This window comes from Arthrobacter sp. NPDC058130 (assembly GCF_042884475.1).
GTDB lineage: Bacteria > Actinomycetota > Actinomycetes > Actinomycetales > Micrococcaceae > Arthrobacter.
In genome coordinates this window covers 768-24,196 of sequence record NZ_JBHVTV010000025.1, presented here as the reverse complement: position 1 = coordinate 24,196, position 23,429 = coordinate 768, and the positions used below count along the sequence as shown (strand labels likewise).

Below are 23,429 nucleotides of genomic sequence, written 5' to 3'. Positions count from 1 at the left end.
TTCCAGCGCACCGGCGATTCCTTCTGGGCCGCCGCGGACCAGATGACCCGCGGGTTCATCATCGGCGCCACCGCCGGCCGCACCACCCTGACCGGTGAAGGCCTGCAGCACGCCGACGGCCACTCCCCGATCCTCGCCGCCACCAACCCGGCCGTGCTCACCTACGACCCGGCCTTCGGGTACGAAATGGGGCACATCATCCGGGACGGGCTGGAGCGGATGTACGGCGACGCCGCCGGGGGCAGCAACGAAGACCGGAACCTGATGTACTACCTCACGGTCTACAACGAGCCGATCTTCCAGCCGGCCGAACCCGAGAACCTTGATGTCAACGGTGTGCTGAAAGGCATCTACCGGGTGTCGGCGTCGGACATTGAGGGGCCCAAGAGCCAGATCCTGGCCTCCGGCGTGTCCGTCCCCTGGGCCCTCGAGGCCCAGCGGATCCTCGCCGAGGACTGGGGCGTCTCCGCCGACGTCTGGTCCGTGACCTCCTGGAGCGAACTGCGCCGCGACGCCATGGCCGCCGAGGAAGAAGCCTTCCTCAACCCCGGCCAGCCCGCCCGCGTCCCGTTCGTCACCCGGCAGCTCGCCGGCGCCACCGGACCGATCGTCGCGGTCACCGACTACATGAAGGCCGTGCCCGACCAGATCCGGCAGTTCCTCCCGAACGAGTTCGCCTCCCTCGGCGCCGACGGCTTCGGCTTCTCCGACACCCGCGCCGCCGCCCGCCGCTTCTTCAAGAACGACATCCACTCCGTGGTGGTCCGTTCCCTGCAGATGCTCGCGGCGAGGGGCGAAGTGGAGGAGGGCGCGCCGTCGTACGCGATGGACCGTTACAAGCTCCTGGACGTCAACGCCGGGACCACCGGCGGAGCGGGCGGCGACGCCTGACGCCACCGAGACGGCAGTTGACGGCAGTGTTCCGCCCGGACACTGCCGTCAACTGTTTTGTGGGCTGGATAGGCTGGGGCGATGGCTGAGATCAACAAACACGGCACGACGGCGGTGCTGCTTGCCGCCGGTGCGGGAACGCGGCTGGGGCTCGGGCCCAAGGCGCTGCTCCCGTTCCGGGGCCGCACGCTGGTCGAAGTGCTCGCCGAGGTGCTGCTCGCGGGCGGGTGCCGGGAAGTCGTGGTGGTTTTAGGCGCCGACTCGGCCAGGGTGCGCGCCGCCACCGTCCTCAGCCGGCACAAAGTCATCGAAAATCCGGACTGGGCCACCGGGATGGGCGGCTCGTTCCGGGCCGGTGTTGCCGCGGCTGCCCCGGCGGACCATGTACTGATCGCGCTGGTGGACCAGCCCGGCCTGAACCCGGAGACCGTCGCCCGTATCCTGGCAGCCCACGGGCCGGGCCGGGTGGCGGCCGCAGCCTACCGCGATGCCGAGGGCAAGCTGCGGCGGGGGCATCCGCTGCTGCTCGACGCCGGCCTTCGGGCTGAAGCCGCGGAAACAGCAACGGGCGACGCCGGAGCACGCGCCTTCCTGCAGGCGCACCCGGACCTGGTTGATCTTGTGGACTGCAGCGACCTTTCCGGCGGCCAGGACCTCGACTCCCCCGACCAGCTGCACCTCCTCGATCCGGGCACCGGATAGGCAACACGGGGTTGCTTTAGCCGCGCCGGTTTTAGCGCGAGTGGGCTAACACCTCTTGAAGGCCGAGCTTAAAGCCGGCCCTGCCGCCGTGGGCGGGATGCCTGATTTTCGGCACGTCCAGGCCACTGCGCTGCAGGCTCCGGTGCGCCACGTTGCCCACGGCCACCACGGTTTCGATGGGGAAGAGCTCCGTCAGCGCCTGCCAAAACGGAGTTCCGAGGGCTGCTTCCGCGGACGTCGGGGTGCGGTTGGAGAGTGGCCGGCCCGGCACATGGGTGTGCCACGGGCAGGCGCTCCACAGCAGCGGAAGGAAGTCCAGCTCGGCCAGTACCTCCCACATCACCGTTGCCGTCGGCTCCGCCGCAATTCCCGCAGCCTCAGCCGGCAGCACGTAGCCCTTGCCCGGTCCGAAGAGGCCGAAGCTGTTGGCGGGCCCCTCGAACATGCGGCGGTTGGTGAAGGGAACACCGGTGATCCTCATGCCCCTGAATCCGGGGGCCTCGCCCACCAGCAGCACCGTCGGGGAGCGGTCCAGCATCTCCTGCAGGTAGATCCCCAGGTTCCGCCGGCGCTCGGCATTTGCCGGGATGGCGTGATCGAAGAAGTTGTTGCATCCGGGCCCGGTTCCCACGGCAGCCATCCGGCCAACAAAGTCCTCGATGGAGGATGAAGTCATTCCCTGCCCGTTCCCTCAGCAACCGGTAGGCAAGCAGTCACGGCCAGGGCCGGGCTGCTACCAGCGGGGGTGGATCGTTTCGCGGAAGTAGCGGTCATAGATTTCCCGAACGCCGACGTCGAACGTTGCGTCAATGCCGCCGACGCCAGCAGCGGCGGCATTCGAACGCGCCTGGTCCACGTTCCGGGCGCCGGGGATCACGGTGCTGACCCCGTCCTGCGCCGCGATCCAGGCGATGGCCGCCTGGGCCGTGCTGACGCCGTCGGGCACCAGCTCCTCAAACTCGGCCACCGCCTTGAGGCCCAGCTCGAAGTCCACACCGGAGAAGGTCTCCCCGACGTCGAACGCGGAGCCGGAGCGGTTGTAGTTCCGGTGGTCGTTCTCCGCGAAAGATGTGTCCTTGGTGTACCTGCCGGACAGCAGCCCGGAAGCGAGCGGCACCCGGGCGATGATGCCCACCCCGGCGGCCCCAGCCGCAGGAAGCACCTCGTCCAGCGGCTTGAGCCGGAAGGCATTGAGGATGATCTGCACAGTGGCCGTGCCCTCGTGGCGGATGGCTTCGAGGGCTTCCTCGGCCCGCTCCACGCTGACGCCGTAGTTCCGGATGGCGCCCTCCGCAACAAGGGTGTCCAGCGCGTCGTAAACCTCGGTGTTGCTGTACACAGCCGTGGGCGGGCAATGCAGCTGGACAAGGTCCAGACAGTCCATCCCCAGGTTCCGCCGGGAGCGGTCCACCCATTGGCGGAAGTTGGCGAGATTGTAGTTCGCCGGCTGCTGTTCCATCCGGCGGCCGATCTTGGTGGCCACAGTGAGGTCCAGCCCCGGATTGGCCGCCCGGAACGCGCCAATTGCCTGCTCGCTGCGGCCGTCGCCGTAAACGTCCGCGGTGTCGAAGAACGTGACGCCGGCTTCCGCTGAGGCAGCCAGAACGGCCCGGGCCTGTACGGGGTCCACATTGCCCCAGTCCGCGCCGAGCTGCCATGTCCCCAGCCCAACGATCGAGACGTCTCGTCCGGTCTTCCCTAACCTGCGTTTTTCCATCATCCGACTATAGGACCCCGGCGCTTCCAAAGGGAGGAAGTCGGCGGCGGCGTAAACCGGTGTGCCCGCCTTACCCAATGCCCGGCCTACGAGGCGGCCGGCTTACTAGGCGGCCGGCTTACGAGGCGGCCGGCGCGGTGGCGGCCGACAGCGGCCAGCCGATGACCGTCTTGGGACGCGGGGTGGCGTAGGTCCGGACCTTGGACGTGCTCAGTCGCAGCCGGACCAGCGATTCGGCGATGGTGACGGCGGCCGCCACCCCGTCCACCACGGGGACGCCGGCGCGCTTGCGGATCTCCTCATCCAGGCCGGCCATGCCGCCGCACCCCAGGACGATGACTTCCGCCTTGTCCTCGCGCACAGCCAGCATCGCCTGTTCGATGATGGCTTCCACAGCGCGCTGCGGCTCCTCCTCCAGTTCCAGGACAGCCATTCCGCTGGCCCGGACCGAGGCGCACCGGGCGTCCAGGCCGGCCAGCTTCAGCCGGTCCTCGATCAGCGGAACGGCCCGGTCCAGGGTGGTGATCACGGAGTACTTGTGGCCAAGGAACATCGCGGTGCTCGCGGCCGCCTCGGTGATGTCCACCACCGGAACGTCGAGGAGCTCCTGGAGGCCTTCGCGGCCGTGCTCGCCGTAGCCGGCCTGGATGACGGCGTCGAATGGCTCCGGATAGGACAAGACCCTGTCCATGACGGCGATCGCGGCGAGGTAGCTCTCAAAGTTTCCCTCGCAGGAGTCCGCGCCGAAGCGGGGAGTGAGTCCCACGATCTCCGTCTCGGCAAGCGCCACGTGGCGTGCCTGCGCGGCGATGGACTCAGTCATGGACTGTGTGGTGTTGACGTTGGCGACAAGGATGCGCATGGTGCTTTCCGCTTTCAGGCAGGCGTGGTCAGTGGGTGCTGGTCAGTGGGTGCTGGCGACGGCGATTGCCTCGCCGTCGACGTCGTCGTGCCGCTGCGAGCGGTCCGAGATGACGTAGTAGACCGTCGCGGCGATTCCGGCTGCGACGAACCACGCGAACGGCGCGGCTGCTTCGAGGGCCGGAACGAAGGCGACCAGCAGCGCGACGCAGGCGGCCGGAACTAGGGCGATGATCGCCCGCGGGTTGAAGCCCTTCTTGTAGTAGTACGCTCCTGCCGGGTTCTCGGTGTAGAGCTCAAGGACGTTGACCTTGCCGCGGCGCAGCAGCCAGTAGTCGGCCATCACGACGCCGAAGAGGGGGCCGAGCAGCGCTCCGAGTCCGCCCAGGAAGTACACGATCACGAGCGGGTTGTTGTACAGGTTCCACGGCAGGATGACCAGGCCGATAGTGCCGCTGACCCAGGCTGCCTTGCGGAAGTTCAGCCGCTTCGGGAAGAGGTTGGTCAGGGCGTAGACGGGAGCCACAAAGTTGGCCATCAGGTTCACGGCGACGGTCAGGATCAGCAGCGCAAGGCAGGCCAGGACCAGAAAAAGCGTGTTCGGGATGGTCTGGACGATGTCCGACGGGCTCTCGATGACGGTGCCGTTGATCTTGAACTGGCCGCCGGCCATGACCACCACGATCGCACCGAAGAGGAGCATGTTGATGGGGATTCCCCAGAAGTTGCCGCGCACCACTGCCTTCTTTGAGACGGCGGACCGGGTGAAGTCGCAGAAGTTCAGGACGAACGTGCCGTAGATGGACACCCAGAGCGCGCCGCCGGCAAAGATGGTGCGCCACATGTCGGCGCCTTCGAGGGGGCTGTCCGAGGCCCAGGCGATGGAGCCGCCGGCTTCAGCGAAGATCCAGACGGCGATCGCCGCCATGGTCACCAGGATGACGGGCCCGGCGAAGGCCTCATACTTGCGGATCATTTCCATGCCGAAACTGACGATGACCAGCTGGACGATCCAGAGGAACAGGAACGCTGCCCAGCCCAGTGTGGAGAGGCCCAGGACGGAGTCGGCGTCCAGCTCCCGCAGCGAGGGCACCACGGCCACGAGCAGGACGCGGAGCACCACCGAGGCCAGGTAGGTCTGGATACCGAACCAGGCCACGGCCACGGCCCCGCGCAGGAGGCTGGCGATCTGGGCTCCCTTGATGCCGAAGCTGATCCGGCTCATGACGGGGAACGGGACGCCGGTTTTGACGCCCATGAAGCCGGAGAAGCTGAGCAGCGCAAACAGCAGGACGGCTCCGATGCCCAGGGCGAGGAGGATCTGCCAGCCGCCCAGTCCGAGCGCGAAGAGCCCGATGGCGAAACCATAGTTGCCGAGGCTGTGCACATCGTTGGCCCAGAGGGTGAAAATGCTGTAGCTGGTCCAGCGGCGGCCCTCCCGTTTCGTCGGGGCAAGGTCGACGTTGTACAGGGAGGGACTGATCGTCCGGCCGGAGGCGGCGCTGGCGGCATCGCAAAGCGCGTCGACACCCATGGAAGGGTGGGCGGCTTTGCTCAGGTCAACTGCGGTCTCGGGAGCCGGGTCGACGCCGGTCAACGGGGTCGTCTGCATCGTGATCTCGCTTCTTGAAGATGTCTTTCCGCAGCGGGACAAGCCGGCAACTAGTAGCAGGAGCGTCATTGCCCAAATTCCACAATGCGGAATATCGGTATCGAGTAGTGAAATAACGGTATGACCTGGGTCACGCTCCGGTCAAGGGTTGCCGGAAGACGGCCAGTCACAAACGGTTATTAGGCGCCACGGAACAGCAACGCGGGGACTTAGCGGGAGGGGGTCAGCCCGGCTTCCTTCAGCCCGAGGTAGATCTTGTCCCGGGAGATGGGCAGCTGGGTGAACCTCATGCCCGTCGCGTTCCGGATGGCGTTCGCGAGCGCCGGCGCCACCGGGTTGAAGGGGCTTTCGCTCATGGATTTTGCCCCGAGCGGTCCGAGCTTGTCGCTGGTTTCGGCGAAGTACACCTCGCTGCGCGGCACGTCGGCGAAGGACGGGATGTGGTACTGCCGCAGGATGTCCGTGGTGACCTTGCCGGCGTCGTCCACCCTGACTTCCTCGTATAGGGCAGCGCCGAGGGCCTGCGCGATGCCGCCTTCGATCTGGCCGCGGCACTGGCGCGGATTGACCACCACACCGGCGTCCGCGGCCTGGACGCTTTGCAGGATCCGCAGCTCGCCGGTCCCGGTATTGACGGCCACGCGGAAGCCCTGGACGTTGAAGGCCACCGACCTCGGCGTCCCGCCCCAATGCCCCTCGGCGGCGAGTTCGACGCCGGCCTGCTCCGCGGCGGCGTAGATGTCGGTCAGGGGCACCCGGGTTCCCTCGCAGACCACGGCGTCCTCCTCCAGCACGCAGCCTGACGACTGCACCTTGCGGATGCCGGCGGCGAAGGCGCGGATGCGGACGGCGAGGTCCTCCGCGGCGGCCAGCGTCGCTTTGCCGGCCACCACGGTGCCGGCGGAACCGAACGCGCCGGAGTCGTGGTCCACGAGGTCAGTGTCGGACTGCCGCACGGTGACGCGGGCGGCGGTGGTGGCCAGCGCTGTCGCCGCGAGCTGGGCATGGACGGTGGTGGTGCCGTTGCCGAATTCGGCCGTTCCGACGTCGGCGGCGTACGTCCCGTCCGCAAGGAGCCGGAGCCGGGAGTGGGCAAAGTGGCCCCGCGGCGGGACGGTGTCGATCATGGACAGGGCTGACCCTTCGCCGGTGACCCAGTCCGGGCCCAGCCGTTCGAGGCCGGCGGCACGGTAGCGTTCCGCCCCTCGGGCGAGCGCATCCTGCACCAGCCGGGTGCACTGGTCCAGCCCGTAGCTGCCGTAGTGCACGTCCTCTTCGGGCTCGGGGTGGGTGGAGAGCATGTCGTCGCCCTCGCGGACCATGTTGCGGCGGCGGAACTCCATGGGGTCCATGCCGATCCCGGCGGCGAGCTCGTCCATGCCGGATTCGATCGCGAAGATCATCTGGCTCAGCCCGTAGCCGCGGAATGCCCCGGAGGGGACGGTGTTGGTGTAGACCGCGTGGGCGTCCACCTTTTTGTTGGCGCACTTGTAGACGGCCAGGGACTCGCCGCAGCCGTGGAACATCACGCCGGGGGCGTGGTTGCCGTAGGCGCCGGTGTTGGTGAGCACTTCCAGCTGCAGGGCAGTGAGCCGGCCGTCCCTGCTGGCGCCGGCCTTGAGATGGATGGTGAACGGATGCCTGGTGGTGGCGGCCGTGAACTGCTCCGTGCGGGTGAATTCGAGCTGCACTGGGCGTTTGAGCCTCAGCGCGGCGAGCGCCACGATGTCCTCGGTAAGCACCTCCTGCTTGCCGCCGAAGCCGCCGCCCACGCGGCCGGCCACCACCCGGATCTGCTCTTCCGGCAGGCCGAAGACCCTGGCCAGGGTCCGGCGCACCAAAAAGGGAACCTGGCTGGAGGTGCGGATCTGGAGCCTGCCCTCGGCGTCCACGGAGGCAATGGAGGCGTGTGTTTCCAGGGCCGTGTGCTGCACCCGCTGGGTCCGGTAGGTCTGTTCGTGGATGAAGTCGGCCGCGGCGAACCCGGCGTGGACGTCGCCGAGCTCCGAATGCAGCTCAGCCACCACATTGCGGTCCGGCCGGCCGATGCGTGCCGCGGCGGCGTCCTTCTCCCCGTGGATTGCCGGAGCGCCCGGGCGCATGGCCTCTTCCGGCGTGAACACGGCGTCGAGGACCTCGTAGTCGACGGCCAGGGCGCGCACCCCGGCTTCGGCCGCGGCAACAGAGTCGGCAACGACGGCGGCGACCTTCTGTCCGATGAACCGCACCACGTCGTCCAGGACGCGGGTGTCATCCGGGTCGTCGGTGTAGAGCTCATGCTGCGCGGTGGAAAACAGCTGTGCCGGGGCGTCCTCGTGCGTGAAGACGGCCACCACCCCGGGGACCTGCAAAGCTGCGGATGTGTCGATGGAGACCACCCGGGCGTGGGCGTGCGGGGAGCGCAGCAGCTTCAGGTGTAGCAGGCCGGGCAGTTCCCGCGCCGGGACGTCCAGGGTGTAGCGGGCCTGTCCCGTGACGACGGCGAGGCTGGCCGGGGCCGGGACGTCGTCGCCAAGCTGGCCGGGCCTGGGTCCGGGCTGGCCGTTCCCCCGGGTTGCTGGCCCGTCGCTCCCCGAGGCTGAGATCCCCGAGCCCGCTGTTCCCGGGCCGGCGATCCCTGAGCCGGCGATCCCTGAGTCGGCGATCCCTGGGCCAGCGCCTGCCGGATCCTGGTGGCCTTCCCTGCCGCGGACGGCGTCCTCGATGGCCCGGTAGCCGGTGCAGCGGCACAGGTTGCCCTTCAGGTTCCGGGGGAGGTTCTCTTTCTGCTGCTCATCGAAGCTGGCCGCTGTCATCACCATTCCGGCGGTGCAGAAGCCGCACTGGAAGCCCTGCCGGTCCAGGAACTGCTGCTGCACCGGGTGCAGTGCGGCGCCGGGGCCTTCGTGTCCGCCGGAGGCACAGGTGGCGGCCAGTCCTTCGATGGTGGTGACGGCGCGCCCCTCGGCCCGGACGGCCGGGTAGATGCAGCTGTGCACCGGGGTTCCGTCGACATGGACCGTGCAGGCCCCGCAGTCGCCCCCGTCGCAGCCCTTCTTGACGCCGAGGGCTCCTTCGTCCCGCAGGAACGTGCGCAGGCACTGGCCTGGCCGGGGGCTGCCCACTGCCGCCGTGCCGTTGATTTCAATGCGGGTGGGGTCGGTGCGGGTGGTGTCGGTGCGGGTGCCCGTGCGGGTGGTTTCGGTGGCCATGTTCAGGGCCCTTCCTGCTGGAACGGTGCCGGTGCCGGCGTGGCGGGACCGGGAGTGCGCTGGGGCGGCCAGAAGTCGCCGGAGACGCGGGCGGGGGCAACGCCTTCGGGCGCGGCCAGCTCCGCCCGGATTTCCTCCGCGAGCCGGTAGGTCATGTCTTTCCGCCAGGCCGGCAGGCCGTGGATGTCGTCGTGGTACAGGGCATCCGGGATGGCGTCGTCGAGGGCGCCGGTGAGTCCGGCGGCGGAAGGCCCGGCTCCCCCGTCCGCTTTGAAGCGGAGCTGGACGGGCCGCTTGGTGGCGGCCGTGACGGTCAGGACCAGGGCGCCGTCGGCGTCGGACCTTCCGATCAGCAGGACGCCGGACCGCCCCAGATTGCTCAGCGAGAGGCGGCGGAAAGCCACCCGGGCGGATAGGGCCGACACCGGGAGGTGCACACTGCGCAGGAGCTCGCCGGGAGCCAGGCAGTTCTTCGCGTCCCCCGTGACGAATTCGGCCACCGGCACGGTGCGGCTGACGCCGCCGGGGCCAAGGACTGTCGCCTGCCCGTCCAGTGCGGCGCACAGGGAAATCAGGGGGCCGGCCGGCAGTGAGGTGCACAGGTTGCCGCCTACCGTGGACATGTTCCACACCTTGAAGGAGGCCACGAAGGAGTCACAGCACGGGCGGATCAGGTCCAGCCCGGGCCATGCGGCGGCCCGTTCCAACCCTGGAGCCCCTGCCCCCGTGGCCCCGGTCGCTGTAACGCTAGCCAGCGCGTCGGAGTCCGGCAGTGCATAGAGTTCGGCCACCGTGCAGGTGGCCGCTATGTCGATGCCTGAGTCCGTCACGGTGAGGGCGGGCCAGTTGGCGGAGCCGAGGTCCAGCAACCGGCGCAGCGGTTCCGGGCCGAAGGCCAGGCTGCCGTAGGAGAAGAGGACCGTGCCCCCGGCCAGCCAGGCATCCCCCGGGCGCCACATTGCGGGATCCTGGGTACGGACCACGGCCTCAATGGTGTTCATATCCACGGTGTCTCCTGGTGTTGCAGCAGTGAACGGGACTCGGGCGAATGGGGCTGGGATGCGGATTCCGGCGCAGCGGCCCGTCCGCCCCGTTGGTGGATCGGCCCGCTGCCATCCTTCAGGGACATGCACGAGGCGGAGGGGCCGTCTGCCCGGGGGTTCGCAGTTGCCAGGCCACTCTCCCGGTATGCCAGGATCTCGGCCGTGATGGACACCGCCACTTCGGCCGGGGTGACCGCGCCAAGGTCCAGCCCGATCGGCGAATGCAGCCGGGACAGCTTCTCAGCCACCATGCCGGCGGCCAGGAGGGACTCGATCCGCTGTTGATGGCTGCGCCGCGACCCCATTGCGCCCACGTAGCCGAGCTCCAGGCCCAGTGCCGTTTCCAGCAGTGGGATGTCGAACTTGGAATCGTGCGTGAGGATGCAGACGACTGTCCGGCGGTCGATCCGCCCTGCCGCGGCTTCCTCCGCGAGGTAGCGGTGCGGCCAGGCTGCGACCACGTGGTCGGCGCTGGCGAACCTGTCCTGCGCCGCGAAGGCGGGCCGGGCATCACACAGCGTCACGCCATAGCCGAGGAGTTGGGCGGCCGGCAGCAGCGCCGCACCAAAGTCGTTGGCGCCGAAAATCAGCAGCCGGGGCGGCGGGCGCCGGCTCTGCACCAGGAGTGTTACCGGTTCGTTGTTGCTGGCGGGAGCCGCGGAAACGCCCACAGCGCGGCCGCATGCGGAAGCGGATCCCGAATCGGTTAAGGGGTCCGGCAGGCAGCCGTCCTGGGTGGCCAGCCGGACCAGCCCGGACTGTCCCCGGCGCAGCAGCGGTTCCAGCTGGGCGGCGGCGGCCTCCATGAGCGCCCTGCCCGCCGGGCTGCCCAGACCGGACAAACCCCCGCCGGACGGGCCCAGACCGGAGAAGCCCAGCAGCGCCGCCAGTTGGGGGCAGGCCCCCGCCTGGTACGTGGCCGGATCCGGGATGACGACGGCGCCACCGCCGTTCGCGTCCACCCGGCGGATCAGAGCCAGGGCCGTTGCAGGCCCGTGGGCTGCGAGCGCCGCCAAGTCTTCTGGCCGCAGGGCGCCCGGCTCCGTGCCGAGCGGCTCGATGTGGACTTCCAGTTCGCCGCCGCAGGTGAGTCCGGCGGCGAATGCGTCATCGGCACTGAAGCCGAAGACCTCACAGCGGGTGCCGCCGTCGCGCAGTGCCTCCAAAGCTAACTCCACCACGGCACCTTCCACGCAACCGCCCGAGAGGCTGCCCAGGACCGCCCCCGCTTCGGAGACGATCATGGAGGTTCCGAGGGGCCGGGGTACGGAGCCCGCGGCCCCCACGACGGTGGCCACGGCAAACCGTTGCCCGGTGACGGCGGGCTGCCATTCCTTCAAGGACGGCATCAGATCCAGCATGGCTGCACTCCCCTTCCCGGTGCGGCGATGGTGACCAGGTTTCTTGATTCTTGTGCGTGCAATGGCGCGGCGGAAGGACCCTAGTAGTCGATTCTGGAATCGCGGGCTTTCCAGGTGGTGAACGGCTCCAGGAAAGTTTGGGCCTGGGCGTCCCGGAGCTCGAGCCTGCCCACGGGCATCAGGGCATGGTTCTGGTGGTTTTCGAAGTATTCATAGAACACGGCGTCATCGAAACCCGCCGACGCAGCGTCGTGCCGGTCCGCCGCGAAGACCACCCGCGCCACGCGCGCCCACAGCGCGGAGGCCAGGCACATGGGGCACGGCTCGCAGCTGCTGTACAGGGTGGCGCCGGTGAGGGCGAAGGTGCCAAGTTCGCTGCACGCGTGGCGGATCGCCGTGACTTCGGCGTGGGCAGTGGGATCGTTCAGCGCGGTGACGCGGTTGACGCCGTCGAACGCCCGACCGTCCGCCGTGACAACGACGGCGCCGAACGGTCCGCCGTTGTTGCGGACATTTGCCGTGGCCAGCGCGATGGCCTTGGCCAGGTATTCCTGGTCCGAGTTTTCCTTGCCCGTGGCGGTGGTGCTCATGATGCGGCCCCCTTTGTTGCTGGGGAGCCGGTCCGACGTATGGGGACGGAATGACCAGATGCGGCGGTTACCAGGCTCCAGCGCGTGCTCTTGCAGGATAAGTATGCGCCTGGTAGATAGCTTCCCCGGAGACCGGGGGCCCGCCTTTGGCAAAATCGAGATTAGCACCAGAACGTGACCTGCGCCATGCTTTTTGGAAAGTAAATTTCGTGATGTGAAATTCTGGTTTCGAAGTTGTCACAATCCGTACCGTTGACGGCTGCGCTTCCGTCAGCCTAGCCTGATCCCCAACCGGCGCTGCGAGCCGGACGCCTGGATCAGCAGACAGGCCCCACACTGAGCTGGCTCTTTTCCGCTTACGCTCAGACAGGAAACCGCCATGCCGACGCAGACCCCCGCATCCCGCCTCTGGATCCGCAATCCCCTGGCCGCCTTCTCCGCCAACGCACTGGACGCCTCGGGCGGCATCGTGGTGAGCGACGGCGTCATCGCCGAAGTCCTCGCCGCCGGCCAGCGGCCGTCGGAACCGTGCCAGGAAACGTTCGACGCCGGCAGCCACGTCCTGCTGCCGGGCCTGATCAACACGCACCACCACTTCTACCAGACCCTCACGCGGGCCTGGGGGCCAGTGGCAAATGCACCCCTGTTCCCGTGGCTACAGAGGCTGTACCCGGTGTGGGCGCGGCTCTCCCCGCGGGACCTGGAGCTGGCAAGCACCGTTGCCCTGGCCGAACTCCTGCTCTCCGGCTGCACCACCGCCGCGGACCACCACTACCTCTTTCCGGCGGGTCTGGAAGACGCCGTCGACGTCGAGGTCCGCGCGGTCCGGCAACTGGGAATGCGGGCGACGCTCACCCGGGGGTCGATGACCCTCGGGGAGGACGACGGCGGCCTGCCGCCCCAGTCCACCGTGCAGCGGGCGGATGTCATTCTGGCGGACAGCGAACGGCTCATCCGCGAGTACCACGAACGGGGCGACGGCGCCGTCATCCAGATTGCGCTGGCCCCGTGCTCACCGTTTTCGGTGACCCGGGAGATCATGGCCGAGAGCGCCGCCCTGGCCGAGCGCCATGATGTTAGGCTCCACACCCACCTCGCCGAGACCCTCGACGAGGAGGAGTTCTGCCGGGAGAGGTTCGGACTGCGCACGGTGGACTATCTGGACAGCGTCGGGTGGCTCGGCGGCAGGACCTGGCTGGGCCACGGCATTCACTTCAGCGACGCCGAGATCGCCGCGCTGGGAGCCGCGGGGACCGCCGTCGCGCACTGCGCCACCTCCAACATGCGGCTGGCGTCGGGCACCGCCCGGGTGCTGGAGCTTGAGGATGCGGGCGTTCCGGTGGGGCTGGGGGTGGACGGATCGGCGTCGAACGATGCCTCGAACATGATCCTCGAAGCGCGGCAGGCCCTGTATCTGCAACGGCTGCGGTACGGCGCGCACGTGCCGGTGGAGCGGGCGCTGGGATGGGCCACACGGGGATCGGCCGCGGCCCTGGGCCGGCCGGACCTGGGCCAGCTGGCGCCCGGTATGCAGGCGGATCTTGCCCTGTTCAGGCTCGACGAGCTGCGGTTCTCCGGCAGCCATGACCCCCTTGCCGCACTCCTGCTGTGCGCCGCGGACCGGGCGGACCGGGTCATGGTGGGCGGCCGGTGGCGTGTGATCGACGGGCAGATTCCGGAGCTGGACATCGCCGGGCTTATTGCCGACCACTCAGCGGCGGCCAAAAAGCTGGTGAACGGCTGACTCTCGGACCGGGGACAGTGGGGGCTTCCGCGCGGCGCAAAGTTGCTGAGGCGGCGCCAAGTTGCTGAGGACGCGCAAAAGGACTGGCGACACCCGGATTCGGGTGTCGTCAGTCCTTCAGCGTGGCGCTCAGCGGATTGCGCGTCCTGCCGCTAGGGGCGCCGCCGGCCGAAGACCGGGAGCGCACGCAGCCAGCGGGAGAACCCCAAGCCAGAGCGGTCGCAGTCAGCCGGGAAATAGAAGTCAGGATCGGTGGCGCCGAACGGCAGGTACAGTTCCTGGCCGGGTGCCGGAAAGTCAGCGACGATGTTCTTATCCTGCGGGTCCATCTGTTCCTCCTCGTTCTTCGGGCTTATTTTCCGTAATTCGGAATCTATTTATTGTTATGTGGAAAGTCTAGGGAGGGGGCGGGCTGCGGTCAAGACCCCGTCCCGCTCCCCGGGACGCCTCCCGGTCACAATCCGATTTTTGCGAAAGTGATGTACACCACGCCCTTCCGGGGCTAGTGTTTAACGCAACTCGTGGCGTACGTCACGTAACCTGGGAGCAGCAGGCAGGGTTGTAATGAGCTGACGTCACTGGACGTCGGCTCTTTTTTGTTGGGTCGGCTCCATCGGAAACGCGTGAGAAACACGTGCTTAATTTCAATGATGGAACCTAGGTTCCACATCACGGAAGTTGGGAATAGCCATGAGCAACAAGATCATCCTCGGCCACAACCAGTACGGAAAGGCCGAAGTCCGGGTCGTGAAAATCACCCGGGACACAGACCGCCACGAGATCGAAGACCTGAACGTCACCTCCCAGCTCCGCGGCGACTTCGAGGCCGCGCACCTTGCCGGGGACAACAGCCATGTGGTCGCCACCGATACCCAGAAGAACACCATCTACGCGTTCGCCCGGGAAGGCGTCGGCTCCCCGGAAGCGTTCCTCCTGCGCCTGGGCGAGCACTTCACCTCGAGCTTCGACTGGGTCTCCGGCGGCCGGTGGGAAGCAGAGGCGTACAGCTGGGACCGGATCCAGGCGCACGGCGCCGAGCACGACCACTCCTTCGTGCGAAACGGCCAGGAGGTCCGCACGGCGGTCCTGGTCCGGGACGGCGCGGACGTGCACCTGATTTCCGGACTCAAGGACCTCACGGTGCTCAAGTCCACGCAGTCCGGCTTTGTCGGCTACCCGCGGGACAAATACACCACACTGCCGGAAACCACGGACCGCATCCTCGCCACGGACGTCTCCGCCCGCTGGCGCTTCAAGACCGGCACGGACTTCAGCGCTGTCGACTTCAACAAGAGCTACGAGGACATCAAGAGCCTGCTGCTGGAAGGCTTCACCGAGAAGTACTCCCACGCCCTGCAGCAGACCCTCTTCGACATGGGCACCAAGGTCCTAGAGGCCCACGGGGAGATCGACGAGATCAAGTTCTCCATGCCCAACAAGCACCACTTCCTGGTGGACCTTTCCCCCTTCGGCCTCGACAACCCCAACGAGGTCTTCTTCGCCGCGGACCGGCCCTACGGCCTGATCGAGGCCACCGTCCAGCGCGACGACGCCACCCCCGCCGAGATCGCCTGGAACGGCATCGCCGGATTCTGCTAGGCCGGCCCGGGCACCGCACGCCTGCCAGGCCTGACCCGGAGTTCTTGTCCCGGGCTTCTTGTTCCCCTACTCGGGACGGACAACAGCCGGACAAGAACTCCGGGATACAGGCCGAACTGATTTGCCACAACTGTTAGCCAGACACCGTTAGCCAGACAAAGACGTCTGCCATGAACCAAGAAAGTCTGCCATGAACATCAAGAAGAAATCAGCGGCGGCGGGCGCCAAGCCTTCCGCACGCCCCGAAGACCAGCGCCTGCCGCTCGCAAGCACGTTCGCCTATGGTTTCCAGCACGTTCTCACCATGTACGGCGGCATCATCGCCCCGCCGCTGATCATCGGCGCGGCCGCCGGCATGTCATCCCAGGACATCGGCCTGCTGATCGCCGCCTGCCTCTTCGTCGGCGGGCTCGCCACCATCCTGCAGACCATCGGCATCCCGTTCTTCGGATCCCAACTCCCGCTGGTGCAGGGCGTTTCGTTCGCCGGGGTTTCCACGATGGTCGCGATCGTCCACGGCGGCGGCGGCATCCAGGCCGTGTTCGGCTCCGTCATCGCGGCATCACTGATCGGCCTGCTCATCACGCCGCTGTTCTCCAAGATCATCCGCTTCTTTCCCCCGGTGGTGACCGGCACGGTCATTACCACCATCGGCCTGACGTTGATGCCGGTGGCCGCCAACTGGGCCATGGGCGGCAACAGCAAGTCACCGGACTACGGAAGCATGGCAAACATCGGCCTCGCGGCGGTCACCATGGCGATCGTCCTGCTGCTGAGCAAGGTCGGCAATGCCGCCATCTCCCGGCTCTCGATCCTGCTGGCGATGGTCCTGGGCACCATGATTGCCTTTGCGTTCGGCATGGCCGATTTTTCCAAGGTGGGCCAGGGCGAAATCGTCGCCTTCCCCACACCCTTCGCTTTCGGACCACCCACGTTTGAGATCGCCGCCATCGTCTCCATGCTGATCGTCATCCTGGTCACCCTGACGGAAACCTCCGCCGACATCATTGCCGTGGGCGACATCGTCGGCACCAAGGTCGACGCGAAGCGGATCGGCAACGGACTCCGGGCGGACATGCTCTCCAGTGCCGTCTCACCGCTGTTCAACTCGTTCACCCAGAGCGCCTTCGCCCAGAACGTGGGCCTGGTCGCCATCACGGGGGTCAAGAGCCGCTTCGTGGTCAGCGCCGGCGGCCTGATCCTGGTGGTGCTCGGCCTGCTGCCCGTCCTGGGCCGCGTCGTGGCCTCGGTGCCGACCCCCGTCCTGGGCGGTGCCGGCGTCGTCCTCTTCGGAACTGTCGCGGCAAGCGGCATCCGAACCCTGTCCAAGGTGGAATACCGCAACAACATGAACCTGATCATCGTGGCGGCGTCGCTGGGCTTCGGCATGATTCCGATCGCCGCACCGACCTTCTACGACAAGTTCCCAACCTGGTTCAGCACCATCTTCCACTCCGGCATCAGCTCGGCAGCCCTCATGGCCATCCTGCTGAACCTGCTCTTCAACCACGTGAAGGCCGGGAACTCAGAGAACCAGTCGGTCTTCGTGGCCGGTACCGAACGGATCATTCGCGAGGACGACCTCAAATGCCTGGCCGAAGGCGACCGCTACGAGAACGGCAAACTGATCGACTGCGACGGCAAGGAAGTCCCGGTGGAGCCGTCCCGGCTGCCAGCCGACGAGCACTAGGAGCGACCCATCCCCCACACGGCAGCAGAAAGCGGGGCCCACTACCGTGGGCCCCGCTGGTCGTGCTTCCGGATCCGAAACCTCCGAATCCGAAACCCGGCGGGGGCCTCATGCCCACGCGGCTCAGCCCTGCTTGAGCTCTTCCGAGATCGCCCGGGCGGCGTCCCGAAGCAGGGGCACGGCCCTGTCCGCGAAGGCCTGGTCCACCCGGGAAACCGGGCCGGAGACGGAGATGGCGGCCGGCGTCGGGGCATCGGGGATGGCCATCGCGAAGCAGCGCACGCCCACCTCCTGCTCTTCCTCGTCAACGGAGTAGCCGCGCTGGCGGATGAGCTTCAGGTCCTCCAGCAGCGCGTCGACATTGCTGATGCTCTTCGGCGTGGGCGTCGGCATCCCCTGGCGTCCCACGATCCCACGGACCGTGGCGTCGTCCAGCTGGGCCAGGATCGCCTTGCCCATGCCGGTGGCGTGCATGTAGCCGCGCTTGCCCACCTCGGTGAACATGCGCATCGAGTGCAGCGAGGGCACCTGGGCCACGTAGATGACCATGTCGGAGTCCAGGACACCCATGTTGGCCGTTTCGCCCAGCCGGTCCACGAGCGACTTGAGCTGCGGCCTGGCCAGGGAGCCGAGCTGCTTGTTGGCCGCTTCGCCCAGGCGGATCAGCCGGGGCCCCAGCGCGTAGCGGCGGTTGGGGAGCTGCCGGATGTACCCCAGGGACACGAGGGTGCGCAGGAGCCGGTGAATGGTGGGAAGGGGCAGGTCAGTGGAGTTGGATAGCTCGCTGAGCGTGACTTCACCGCCGGCATCCGTAATCAGTTCCAGAAGTTCAAAGACGCGCTCAACGGACTGCACGCCTCCCGAGGGCTTTTCAGCCATAACCATTCTCTCCTGCGCGGTCGGCATCGACATTTCTTATCCACATCGTGAAATAAGGCTGAAAACCCAAGATACAGCACGCGGCCCGCCGGGGCGATGATGCCTCAAGGGTTGTTTTTCCACTAAGCAGATAATAATATCCATAATACGAAAACATCCATCGAAGTGTAAGAGGCCCGCCCGGGCCATACGAGGAGGAACTCAATGGCGAACCCCAGCCCCGGAAATTCGATCACCCTGCGCGTGGAAGCTCCGTCCAGCTTCACCGCCACCAGCGAACTGGCAGCCGCGGTCGGCGCCGCCGGCGCCGCCGTCACCGCCCTGGACGTCACCGAGTCCCACCACGAGACGCTGGTGGTCGACGTCACCTGCAACACCACGGACGACGAGCACGCGGTCCGCGTCAAGGACGCACTCAACGCGCTCGACGGCGTCACGGTCCAGCACGTCTCGGACCGGACCTTCCTCATGCACCTCGGCGGAAAACTCGAGGTGGTCCCGAAGGTGGCCCTGCGCAACCGCGACGACCTCTCCCGCGCCTACACCCCCGGCGTCGCCCGCGTCTGCCTGGCGATCGCCGAGGACCCCTCCGCCGCGCGGAACCTGACCGTCAAACGCAACACGATCGCCGTCGTCACGGACGGATCCGCCGTCCTGGGCCTTGGCAACATCGGCCCGGCCGCCGCGCTCCCCGTCATGGAGGGCAAGGCTGCCCTCTTCAAGCAGTTCGCCAACGTCGACGCCTGGCCGGTCTGCCTGGACACCCAGGACACCGAGGAAATCATCATGATCGTCAAGGCACTCGCCCCGGTCTACGGTGGTGTGAACCTCGAGGACATCGCCGCGCCGCGCTGCTTCGAGATCGAAAACCGGCTCCGCGAGGAGCTCGACATCCCGGTCTTCCATGACGACCAGCACGGGACCGCGATCGTCACCCTGGCCGCGCTGGCCAATGCCCTGCGCGTGGTGGACAAGAAGCTCTCCGAGGTCAGGATCGTCGTCTCCGGCGTCGGTGCCGCTGGCTCCGCGATCATCCAGCTCCTCAAGGCCCAGGGGGCACGGAACATCATCGCCGCCGGCCGTTCGGGAGCGATCCACTTCGGCGAACAGTACGACGACGAGCACCGCACGTGGATCGCCGAGAACACCAACGAACAGGGCTTCTCGGGGACCCTGCACGAGGCACTCCGCGGCGCGGACGTCTTCATCGGCGTCAGTGCCCCGCACGTGATCGGCGAGGAGCAGGTTGCATCAATGGCGAAGGATGCCATCGTCTTTGCCATGGCCAACCCGACGCCGGAAATCGACCCCGTGATCGCCTCCCGGCACGCCGCCGTCGTCGCCACCGGCCGCAGCGACTTCCCCAACCAGATCAACAACGTGCTCGCCTTCCCCGGTTTCTTCCGCGGGCTGCTCGACGCCGGCGCCGCGGATATCACGCCGGCCATGCTGGTGGCCGCCGCGGAAGCGATCGCGAACCGGGTGGCGGACGATGAACTGAACGCCAGCTACATCATCCCCAGCGTCTTCGACCCCGAAGTTGCCGGCGACGTCGCCGCCGCCGTAGCCGCGGCGGCGCGCGAGAGCTCCACGCAGGCCGGCGCCCACGCCGGTCCGTCCCACGCCTGATTTCGCAGCCTGATTCGCAGCCTAGGAAAGGACCAGAAATGGCTCTCACCGTCACCGATCCCCACCCCGTCGACCGGGCCGGGGAAATCCTGACCCCGGAGGCCCTCGCCTTCGTCGAAGAACTCCACCTCCGCTTCGCCGGAACCCGGGCCGAGCTCCTCAAGGCCCGCGCCCTCAAGCGCGAGCACGTGGCCCGGACCGGCCGCCTGGACTTCCTGCCGGAGACCCAGGAGATCCGCGACGCCGACTGGAGCGTGGCTCCGGCGCCCGCGGCCCTGCGGGACCGCCGGGTCGAGATGACTGGACCGGCCGCCCCGGCCAAGATGGCCATCAACGCCCTGAACTCCGGCGCGAAGGTGTGGCTCGCCGACCTCGAGGACGCCAGCACGCCCACCTGGTCCAACGTGGTCGAATCGATCCTCAACCTCCGCGACGCCGCGGACGGAACGCTGAAATACACCTCGCCCGAAGGCAAGGAATACAAGCTGCGCACCGACGCCCCGCTCGCCGTCGTGGTGGCCCGGCCCCGCGGCTGGCACATGGCCGAACGGCACCTGCTGATCGGCGGGGAGCACACCGTGGGCGCCCTGGTGGACTTCGGCCTGCACTTCTTCCACACCGCCAAGCGGCTCCTGGCCAACGGCCACGGACCGTACTACTACCTGCCCAAGATGGAGAGCCACCTCGAGGCCCGGCTATGGAACGAGATCTTCGTCTTCGCCCAGGACTACCTCGACATCCCGCAGGGCACCGTCCGCGCCACGGTCCTGATCGAGACCATTCCGGCGGCCTTCGAGATGGACGAGATCCTCTACGAACTCCGCGACCACGCCTCCGGCCTGAACGCTGGCCGCTGGGACTACCTGTTCAGCATCATCAAGTACTTCCGTGACGCCGGCGAGGGCTTTGTCCTCCCTGACCGCGCCACAGTCGCCATGACCGCGCCCTTCATGCGGGCCTACACCGAACTCCTGGTCAAGACCTGCCACCGCCGCGGCGCCTTCGCCATGGGCGGCATGGCGGCAGTGATCCCCAACCGGCGCGAGCCCGAGGTGACCGCCCAGGCCTTCGAGAAGGTGCGGGCGGACAAGACCCGCGAAGCCGGCGACGGCTTCGACGGTTCGTGGGTGGCCCACCCGGACCTGGTGCCGGTCTGCCGCGAGGTGTTCGACTCCGTCCTGGGCGACCGGCCCAACCAGCTGGACAAACAGCGGCCCGAGGTCAGCGTCACCGCGGACCAGCTCCTGGACATCCGCTCGGCCCAAGGCCAGGTCACCGAGGCCGGCCTGCGGCTGAACCTCTACGTGGCGGTCGCGTACACGGCCGTCTGGATCTCCGGGAACGGTGCCGTGGCCATCCACAACCTGATGGAAGACGCCGCGACGGCGGAAATCTCGCGGTCCCAGGTCTGGCAGCAGATCCGCAACCACTCGGTGCTGGCCGACACCGGCCGGACCGTCACCCGTGACCTGGTGACCGCCATCCTGGCCGAGGAAACCGAGAAGCTCCGCGGCGAGGTGGGCGAGGACGCCTTCGCCCGGCACTACCTGCCGGCCAGCCGCCTGATCGGGGGCATCTGCCTGTCGGAGGACTACACCGATTTCCTCACCACGCCGGCGTACGAGCTGGTGGGCTGAGGCATGGCAGCCACCTCCGCCAGCGCCCGGCTGCATCCCGGGAGCCACCCACCGCGCCCCGGCAATGTGACGTCGGCCCTCTCCGGGGCCGACCTCGCCCGGATAGATGCGCAGCTCGCCGACACCGACCGGCTGCTGGAGCGCAGCTACCCGGGCGACGACGGCTCCCGCCAGCCGGTGCACACCGTCTACGTCCCGGCGGACCGCTTTAGCCCGGAGTTCACCGCCGACTGGGGCGCCCAGGCCCTGGCCGCGGTCGAGGCCCGCGGCGGCGTCGAAAGCCTGTGCGCGCTGCAGGGACAGGAGGCCGGACTGGCCGCGGCCGTCGCGCCGCGGGTCCTGGCCAAGCTCGCACGCGAGCCGATCGAGGACCTCCGCCTGGACTTTGAGGACGGGTTCGGGGACCGGGGCGACGACGCCGAGGACGCCGCCGCCCTCACCGCGGCGTCGGCCGTGGCCGCCGCCGTCGCCGCCGGCACCGCTCCGCCCTTCATCGGGATCCGCTTCAAGTGCTTCGAGGCCGCCACCCGTGCCCGCGGCCTGCGGACCCTGGATCTCTTTGTCTCGCAGCTGGCCGCAGCCGGCGAGCTCCCGGACGGGCTCATCCTCACCCTGCCCAAGGTCACCACCGTGGCGCAGGTGGAGGCCATGGACTTCGCCGTGTCCCGCCTCGAGGAAGTCCACTCGCTCCCCGCGGGCCGGCTCCGCTTTGAGGTGCAGGTGGAAACCCCGCAGCTCATCCTGGGCCCGGACGGAACCTCGCCGGTGGCGCGCCTGCCGCACGCGGTGCCCGGCCGGATCAGCGGGCTGCACTACGGCACTTACGACTACTCCGCATCGCTGCAGATCTCCGCCGAATACCAGTCCATGGAACATCCCGTGGCGGACTTTGCCAAGGAAGTCATGCAGCTTGCCGTGGCCGGCACCGGCATCCGGCTCTCCGACGGGTCCACCAACATCATCCCGGTGGGCGAGAACGTGGAGCAGGCCTGGCAGCTCCACGGCCGGCTGGTCCGCCGGTCGCTGGAGCGCGGCTACTACCAGGGCTGGGACCTCCACCCCGCCCAGCTGCCCAGCCGGTTCGCCGCGACCTACGCGTTCTACCGGCAGGGATTGCCCGCCGCCGCTGCCCGGCTCCGCAACTACGTGGAACAGACCGCCGGCGGGGTCATGGACGAGCCCGCCACGGCCCGCGCCCTGGCGGCGTTCGTGCTGCGCGGCGTCCAGTGCGGCGCCGTCGGCGCCGACGAAGTCCTGGCCCTGACTGGCGTCGGGCTCCCCCAACTCACCGTGCTGGCCCATCCGCGGCTGGCCAACACCTCCACCCCCTTTGCAGAAGGAGCACACTCATGAGCAACTATTTCTACCCCGAGGGCGGGCTTCCGCCGCAGACCCAGATCCTCTCCGACCGCGCCGTGGTCAAGGAGGCCTACACCGTCATCCCCAAAGGCGTGCTCCGGGACATCGTCACGAGCAAGCTTCCGGGCTGGACCAACACCCGCTCCTGGATCATTGCCCGGCCCATCGCCGGCTTTGCCACCACGTTCTCGCAGCTGATTGTCGAGGTGGGCCCGGGCGGCGGGGCGGACAAGCCCGAGCCGGAGGCCGGCGTCGAAGGCGTCATCTTCCTGACCAAAGGCGCCCTGTCGCTGACCCTCGAGGGGGAGATCCACAAACTGGGAGAGGGCGGCTACGCCTACCTCGCCGCCGGGGCCCAGTGGTCCGTGGCGAACGAGTCCGGGGAGATCGCCAGCTTCCAGTGGATCCGGAAGGCCTACGAACCGCTGGAAGGCTACACGGCCAAATCCTTCGTGACCCGGGACCAGGACGTCGAGCCGCGGGCCATGCCCGACACCGACGGCGCCTGGGCCACCACCCGCTTTGTGGACCCGGAGGACCTGGCCCACGACATGCACGTCAACATCGTCACGCTCAAGCCCGGCGCCTCCATCCCCTTCGCGGAAACCCACGTCATGGAACACGGGCTCTTCGTCCTTGAAGGCAAGGCCGTCTACCGGCTCAATGACGACTGGGTGGAGGTGGAGGCCGGCGACTTCATGTGGCTGCGCGCCTTCTGCCCGCAGGCCTGCTACGCCGGCGGCCCGGGCAACTTCCGGTACCTGCTGTACAAGGACGTCAACCGCCAGATCCGCCTGACCTGAGTTCCGCTGAAGTGCCGTTATACAGACGTGGGGGGGGCGGCCCCCCCCCGGGGCCCGCGCGGGGTTCGGCCGTCTGTGGAACAGCGCCGCCGCCCGCCCCACGCCCGGGGAAAACACCAGG

At 68.0% G+C, this 23,429-nt stretch carries 18 protein-coding genes and 1 pseudogene; 9 read left to right on the top strand and 10 right to left on the bottom strand.

Translation table 11 applies throughout. The features are described 5' to 3' along the window. Window positions 1-891 (top strand): annotated as a pseudogene (locus tag ACFVTM_RS22870) (pyruvate dehydrogenase (acetyl-transferring), homodimeric type); the annotation flags it as partial. Window positions 892-972: 81 nt separating this feature from the next. Beyond that, the gene (gene nboR / locus ACFVTM_RS22865) at window positions 973-1,593 is read left to right on the top strand and encodes a nicotine blue oxidoreductase (protein WP_390206513.1); all 621 of its coding nucleotides are present in this window, start codon (window positions 973-975) and stop codon (window positions 1,591-1,593) included. A 31-nt stretch (window positions 1,594-1,624) separates the two neighbouring features. On the opposite strand, the gene ACFVTM_RS22860 is transcribed toward nboR, so the two are convergent. The 8 genes from ACFVTM_RS22860 to ACFVTM_RS22825 all read right to left on the bottom strand — a co-directional run bounded on the left by ACFVTM_RS22860 (window position 1,625) and on the right by ACFVTM_RS22825 (window position 11,968). Next, window positions 1,625-2,269 (bottom strand): uracil-DNA glycosylase, encoded by a 645-nt coding sequence (locus ACFVTM_RS22860; protein WP_390206511.1) that lies wholly within the window; start codon window positions 2,267-2,269, stop codon window positions 1,625-1,627. Between the two features lie 57 nt (window positions 2,270-2,326). Further along, the gene (locus ACFVTM_RS22855; RefSeq protein ID WP_390206515.1) at window positions 2,327-3,310 is read right to left on the bottom strand and encodes an aldo/keto reductase; all 984 of its coding nucleotides are present in this window, start codon (window positions 3,308-3,310) and stop codon (window positions 2,327-2,329) included. Between the two features lie 118 nt (window positions 3,311-3,428). Continuing rightward, window positions 3,429-4,172, bottom strand: a complete 744-nt coding sequence (locus tag ACFVTM_RS22850; RefSeq protein ID WP_390206509.1) for an aspartate/glutamate racemase family protein — start codon at window positions 4,170-4,172, stop codon at window positions 3,429-3,431. 42 nt (window positions 4,173-4,214) lie between these two features. After that, on the bottom strand, window positions 4,215-5,783 hold the full coding sequence (locus tag ACFVTM_RS22845) for an NCS1 family nucleobase:cation symporter-1 (RefSeq protein ID WP_390206508.1): 1,569 nt from the start codon (window positions 5,781-5,783) through the stop codon (window positions 4,215-4,217). A gap of 209 nt (window positions 5,784-5,992) precedes the next feature. Further along, on the bottom strand, window positions 5,993-8,974 hold the full coding sequence (locus ACFVTM_RS22840; RefSeq protein WP_390206506.1) for a molybdopterin-dependent oxidoreductase: 2,982 nt from the start codon (window positions 8,972-8,974) through the stop codon (window positions 5,993-5,995). Between the two features lie 2 nt (window positions 8,975-8,976). Further along, on the bottom strand, window positions 8,977-9,981 hold the full coding sequence (locus tag ACFVTM_RS22835) for an FAD binding domain-containing protein (protein ID WP_390206504.1): 1,005 nt from the start codon (window positions 9,979-9,981) through the stop codon (window positions 8,977-8,979). Beyond that, window positions 9,972-11,378 (bottom strand): XdhC family protein, encoded by a 1,407-nt coding sequence (locus ACFVTM_RS22830; RefSeq protein ID WP_390206502.1) that lies wholly within the window; start codon window positions 11,376-11,378, stop codon window positions 9,972-9,974. The genes ACFVTM_RS22835 and ACFVTM_RS22830 overlap by 10 nt, the downstream gene beginning before the upstream one ends. Before the next feature lie 80 nt (window positions 11,379-11,458). Beyond that, window positions 11,459-11,968: a nucleoside deaminase gene (locus ACFVTM_RS22825; protein ID WP_390206500.1), complete on the bottom strand. Its 510-nt coding sequence runs from the start codon at window positions 11,966-11,968 to the stop codon at window positions 11,459-11,461. Between the two features lie 379 nt (window positions 11,969-12,347). Here ACFVTM_RS22825 and ACFVTM_RS22820 point away from each other — a divergent pair, with 379 nt between their 5' ends. Then, window positions 12,348-13,712, top strand: coding sequence for an 8-oxoguanine deaminase (locus ACFVTM_RS22820; RefSeq protein WP_390206498.1), 1,365 nt, complete (start codon window positions 12,348-12,350; stop codon window positions 13,710-13,712). Window positions 13,713-13,864: 152 nt separating this feature from the next. Here the strand turns inward: ACFVTM_RS22820 and ACFVTM_RS22815 are convergent, their stop codons facing one another. After that, window positions 13,865-14,041, bottom strand: a complete 177-nt coding sequence (locus tag ACFVTM_RS22815; protein ID WP_390206496.1) for a hypothetical protein — start codon at window positions 14,039-14,041, stop codon at window positions 13,865-13,867. A 361-nt stretch (window positions 14,042-14,402) separates the two neighbouring features. Here ACFVTM_RS22815 and pucL point away from each other — a divergent pair, with 361 nt between their 5' ends. Together pucL and ACFVTM_RS22805 are read left to right on the top strand one after the other, a co-directional pair. Then, the gene (gene pucL, locus ACFVTM_RS22810) at window positions 14,403-15,311 is read left to right on the top strand and encodes a factor-independent urate hydroxylase (RefSeq protein WP_390206494.1); all 909 of its coding nucleotides are present in this window, start codon (window positions 14,403-14,405) and stop codon (window positions 15,309-15,311) included. Window positions 15,312-15,501: 190 nt separating this feature from the next. Further along, window positions 15,502-17,001, top strand: coding sequence for a nucleobase:cation symporter-2 family protein (locus ACFVTM_RS22805; RefSeq protein ID WP_390206492.1), 1,500 nt, complete (start codon window positions 15,502-15,504; stop codon window positions 16,999-17,001). A gap of 123 nt (window positions 17,002-17,124) precedes the next feature. Here the strand turns inward: ACFVTM_RS22805 and ACFVTM_RS22800 are convergent, their stop codons facing one another. Then, on the bottom strand, window positions 17,125-17,880 hold the full coding sequence (locus tag ACFVTM_RS22800; RefSeq protein ID WP_390206490.1) for an IclR family transcriptional regulator: 756 nt from the start codon (window positions 17,878-17,880) through the stop codon (window positions 17,125-17,127). 204 nt (window positions 17,881-18,084) lie between these two features. Here ACFVTM_RS22800 and ACFVTM_RS22795 point away from each other — a divergent pair, with 204 nt between their 5' ends. The 4 genes from ACFVTM_RS22795 to ACFVTM_RS22780 are packed head-to-tail and all read left to right on the top strand — an operon-like array spanning window position 18,085 to window position 23,308. Beyond that, window positions 18,085-19,509, top strand: coding sequence for an NAD-dependent malic enzyme (locus ACFVTM_RS22795; RefSeq protein ID WP_390206488.1), 1,425 nt, complete (start codon window positions 18,085-18,087; stop codon window positions 19,507-19,509). 38 nt (window positions 19,510-19,547) lie between these two features. After that, window positions 19,548-21,146 (top strand): malate synthase A, encoded by a 1,599-nt coding sequence (aceB, locus tag ACFVTM_RS22790; protein WP_390206486.1) that lies wholly within the window; start codon window positions 19,548-19,550, stop codon window positions 21,144-21,146. 3 nt (window positions 21,147-21,149) lie between these two features. Beyond that, on the top strand, window positions 21,150-22,499 hold the full coding sequence (locus ACFVTM_RS22785) for a DUF6986 family protein (RefSeq protein ID WP_390206484.1): 1,350 nt from the start codon (window positions 21,150-21,152) through the stop codon (window positions 22,497-22,499). Continuing rightward, window positions 22,496-23,308, top strand: coding sequence for a bifunctional allantoicase/(S)-ureidoglycine aminohydrolase (locus tag ACFVTM_RS22780; RefSeq protein WP_390206482.1), 813 nt, complete (start codon window positions 22,496-22,498; stop codon window positions 23,306-23,308). The genes ACFVTM_RS22785 and ACFVTM_RS22780 overlap by 4 nt, the downstream gene beginning before the upstream one ends. Window positions 23,309-23,429: the final 121 nt, after the last annotated feature.

Bases quoted from the DNA above. Each gene is read 5' to 3' on its own strand.
- pucL (WP_390206494.1), top strand. From the start codon at position 14,403: ATGAGCAACAAGATCATCCTCGGCCACAACCAGTACGGAAAGGCCGAA.
- ACFVTM_RS22830 (WP_390206502.1), bottom strand. From the start codon at position 11,378: ATGCTGGATCTGATGCCGTCCTTGAAGGAATGGCAGCCCGCCGTCACC.
- ACFVTM_RS22800 (WP_390206490.1), bottom strand. From the start codon at position 17,880: ATGGCTGAAAAGCCCTCGGGAGGCGTGCAGTCCGTTGAGCGCGTCTTT.
- ACFVTM_RS22785 (WP_390206484.1), top strand. From the start codon at position 21,150: ATGGCAGCCACCTCCGCCAGCGCCCGGCTGCATCCCGGGAGCCACCCA.
- ACFVTM_RS22780 (WP_390206482.1), top strand. From the start codon at position 22,496: ATGAGCAACTATTTCTACCCCGAGGGCGGGCTTCCGCCGCAGACCCAG.
- nboR (WP_390206513.1), top strand. From the start codon at position 973: ATGGCTGAGATCAACAAACACGGCACGACGGCGGTGCTGCTTGCCGCC.
- ACFVTM_RS22805 (WP_390206492.1), top strand. From the start codon at position 15,502: ATGAACATCAAGAAGAAATCAGCGGCGGCGGGCGCCAAGCCTTCCGCA.
- ACFVTM_RS22845 (WP_390206508.1), bottom strand. From the start codon at position 5,783: ATGCAGACGACCCCGTTGACCGGCGTCGACCCGGCTCCCGAGACCGCA.
- ACFVTM_RS22840 (WP_390206506.1), bottom strand. From the start codon at position 8,974: ATGGCCACCGAAACCACCCGCACGGGCACCCGCACCGACACCACCCGC.
- ACFVTM_RS22855 (WP_390206515.1), bottom strand. From the start codon at position 3,310: ATGGAAAAACGCAGGTTAGGGAAGACCGGACGAGACGTCTCGATCGTT.
- ACFVTM_RS22815 (WP_390206496.1), bottom strand. From the start codon at position 14,041: ATGGACCCGCAGGATAAGAACATCGTCGCTGACTTTCCGGCACCCGGC.
- ACFVTM_RS22825 (WP_390206500.1), bottom strand. From the start codon at position 11,968: ATGAGCACCACCGCCACGGGCAAGGAAAACTCGGACCAGGAATACCTG.
- ACFVTM_RS22820 (WP_390206498.1), top strand. From the start codon at position 12,348: ATGCCGACGCAGACCCCCGCATCCCGCCTCTGGATCCGCAATCCCCTG.
- ACFVTM_RS22795 (WP_390206488.1), top strand. From the start codon at position 18,085: ATGGCGAACCCCAGCCCCGGAAATTCGATCACCCTGCGCGTGGAAGCT.
- aceB (WP_390206486.1), top strand. From the start codon at position 19,548: ATGGCTCTCACCGTCACCGATCCCCACCCCGTCGACCGGGCCGGGGAA.
- ACFVTM_RS22850 (WP_390206509.1), bottom strand. From the start codon at position 4,172: ATGCGCATCCTTGTCGCCAACGTCAACACCACACAGTCCATGACTGAG.
- ACFVTM_RS22860 (WP_390206511.1), bottom strand. From the start codon at position 2,269: ATGACTTCATCCTCCATCGAGGACTTTGTTGGCCGGATGGCTGCCGTG.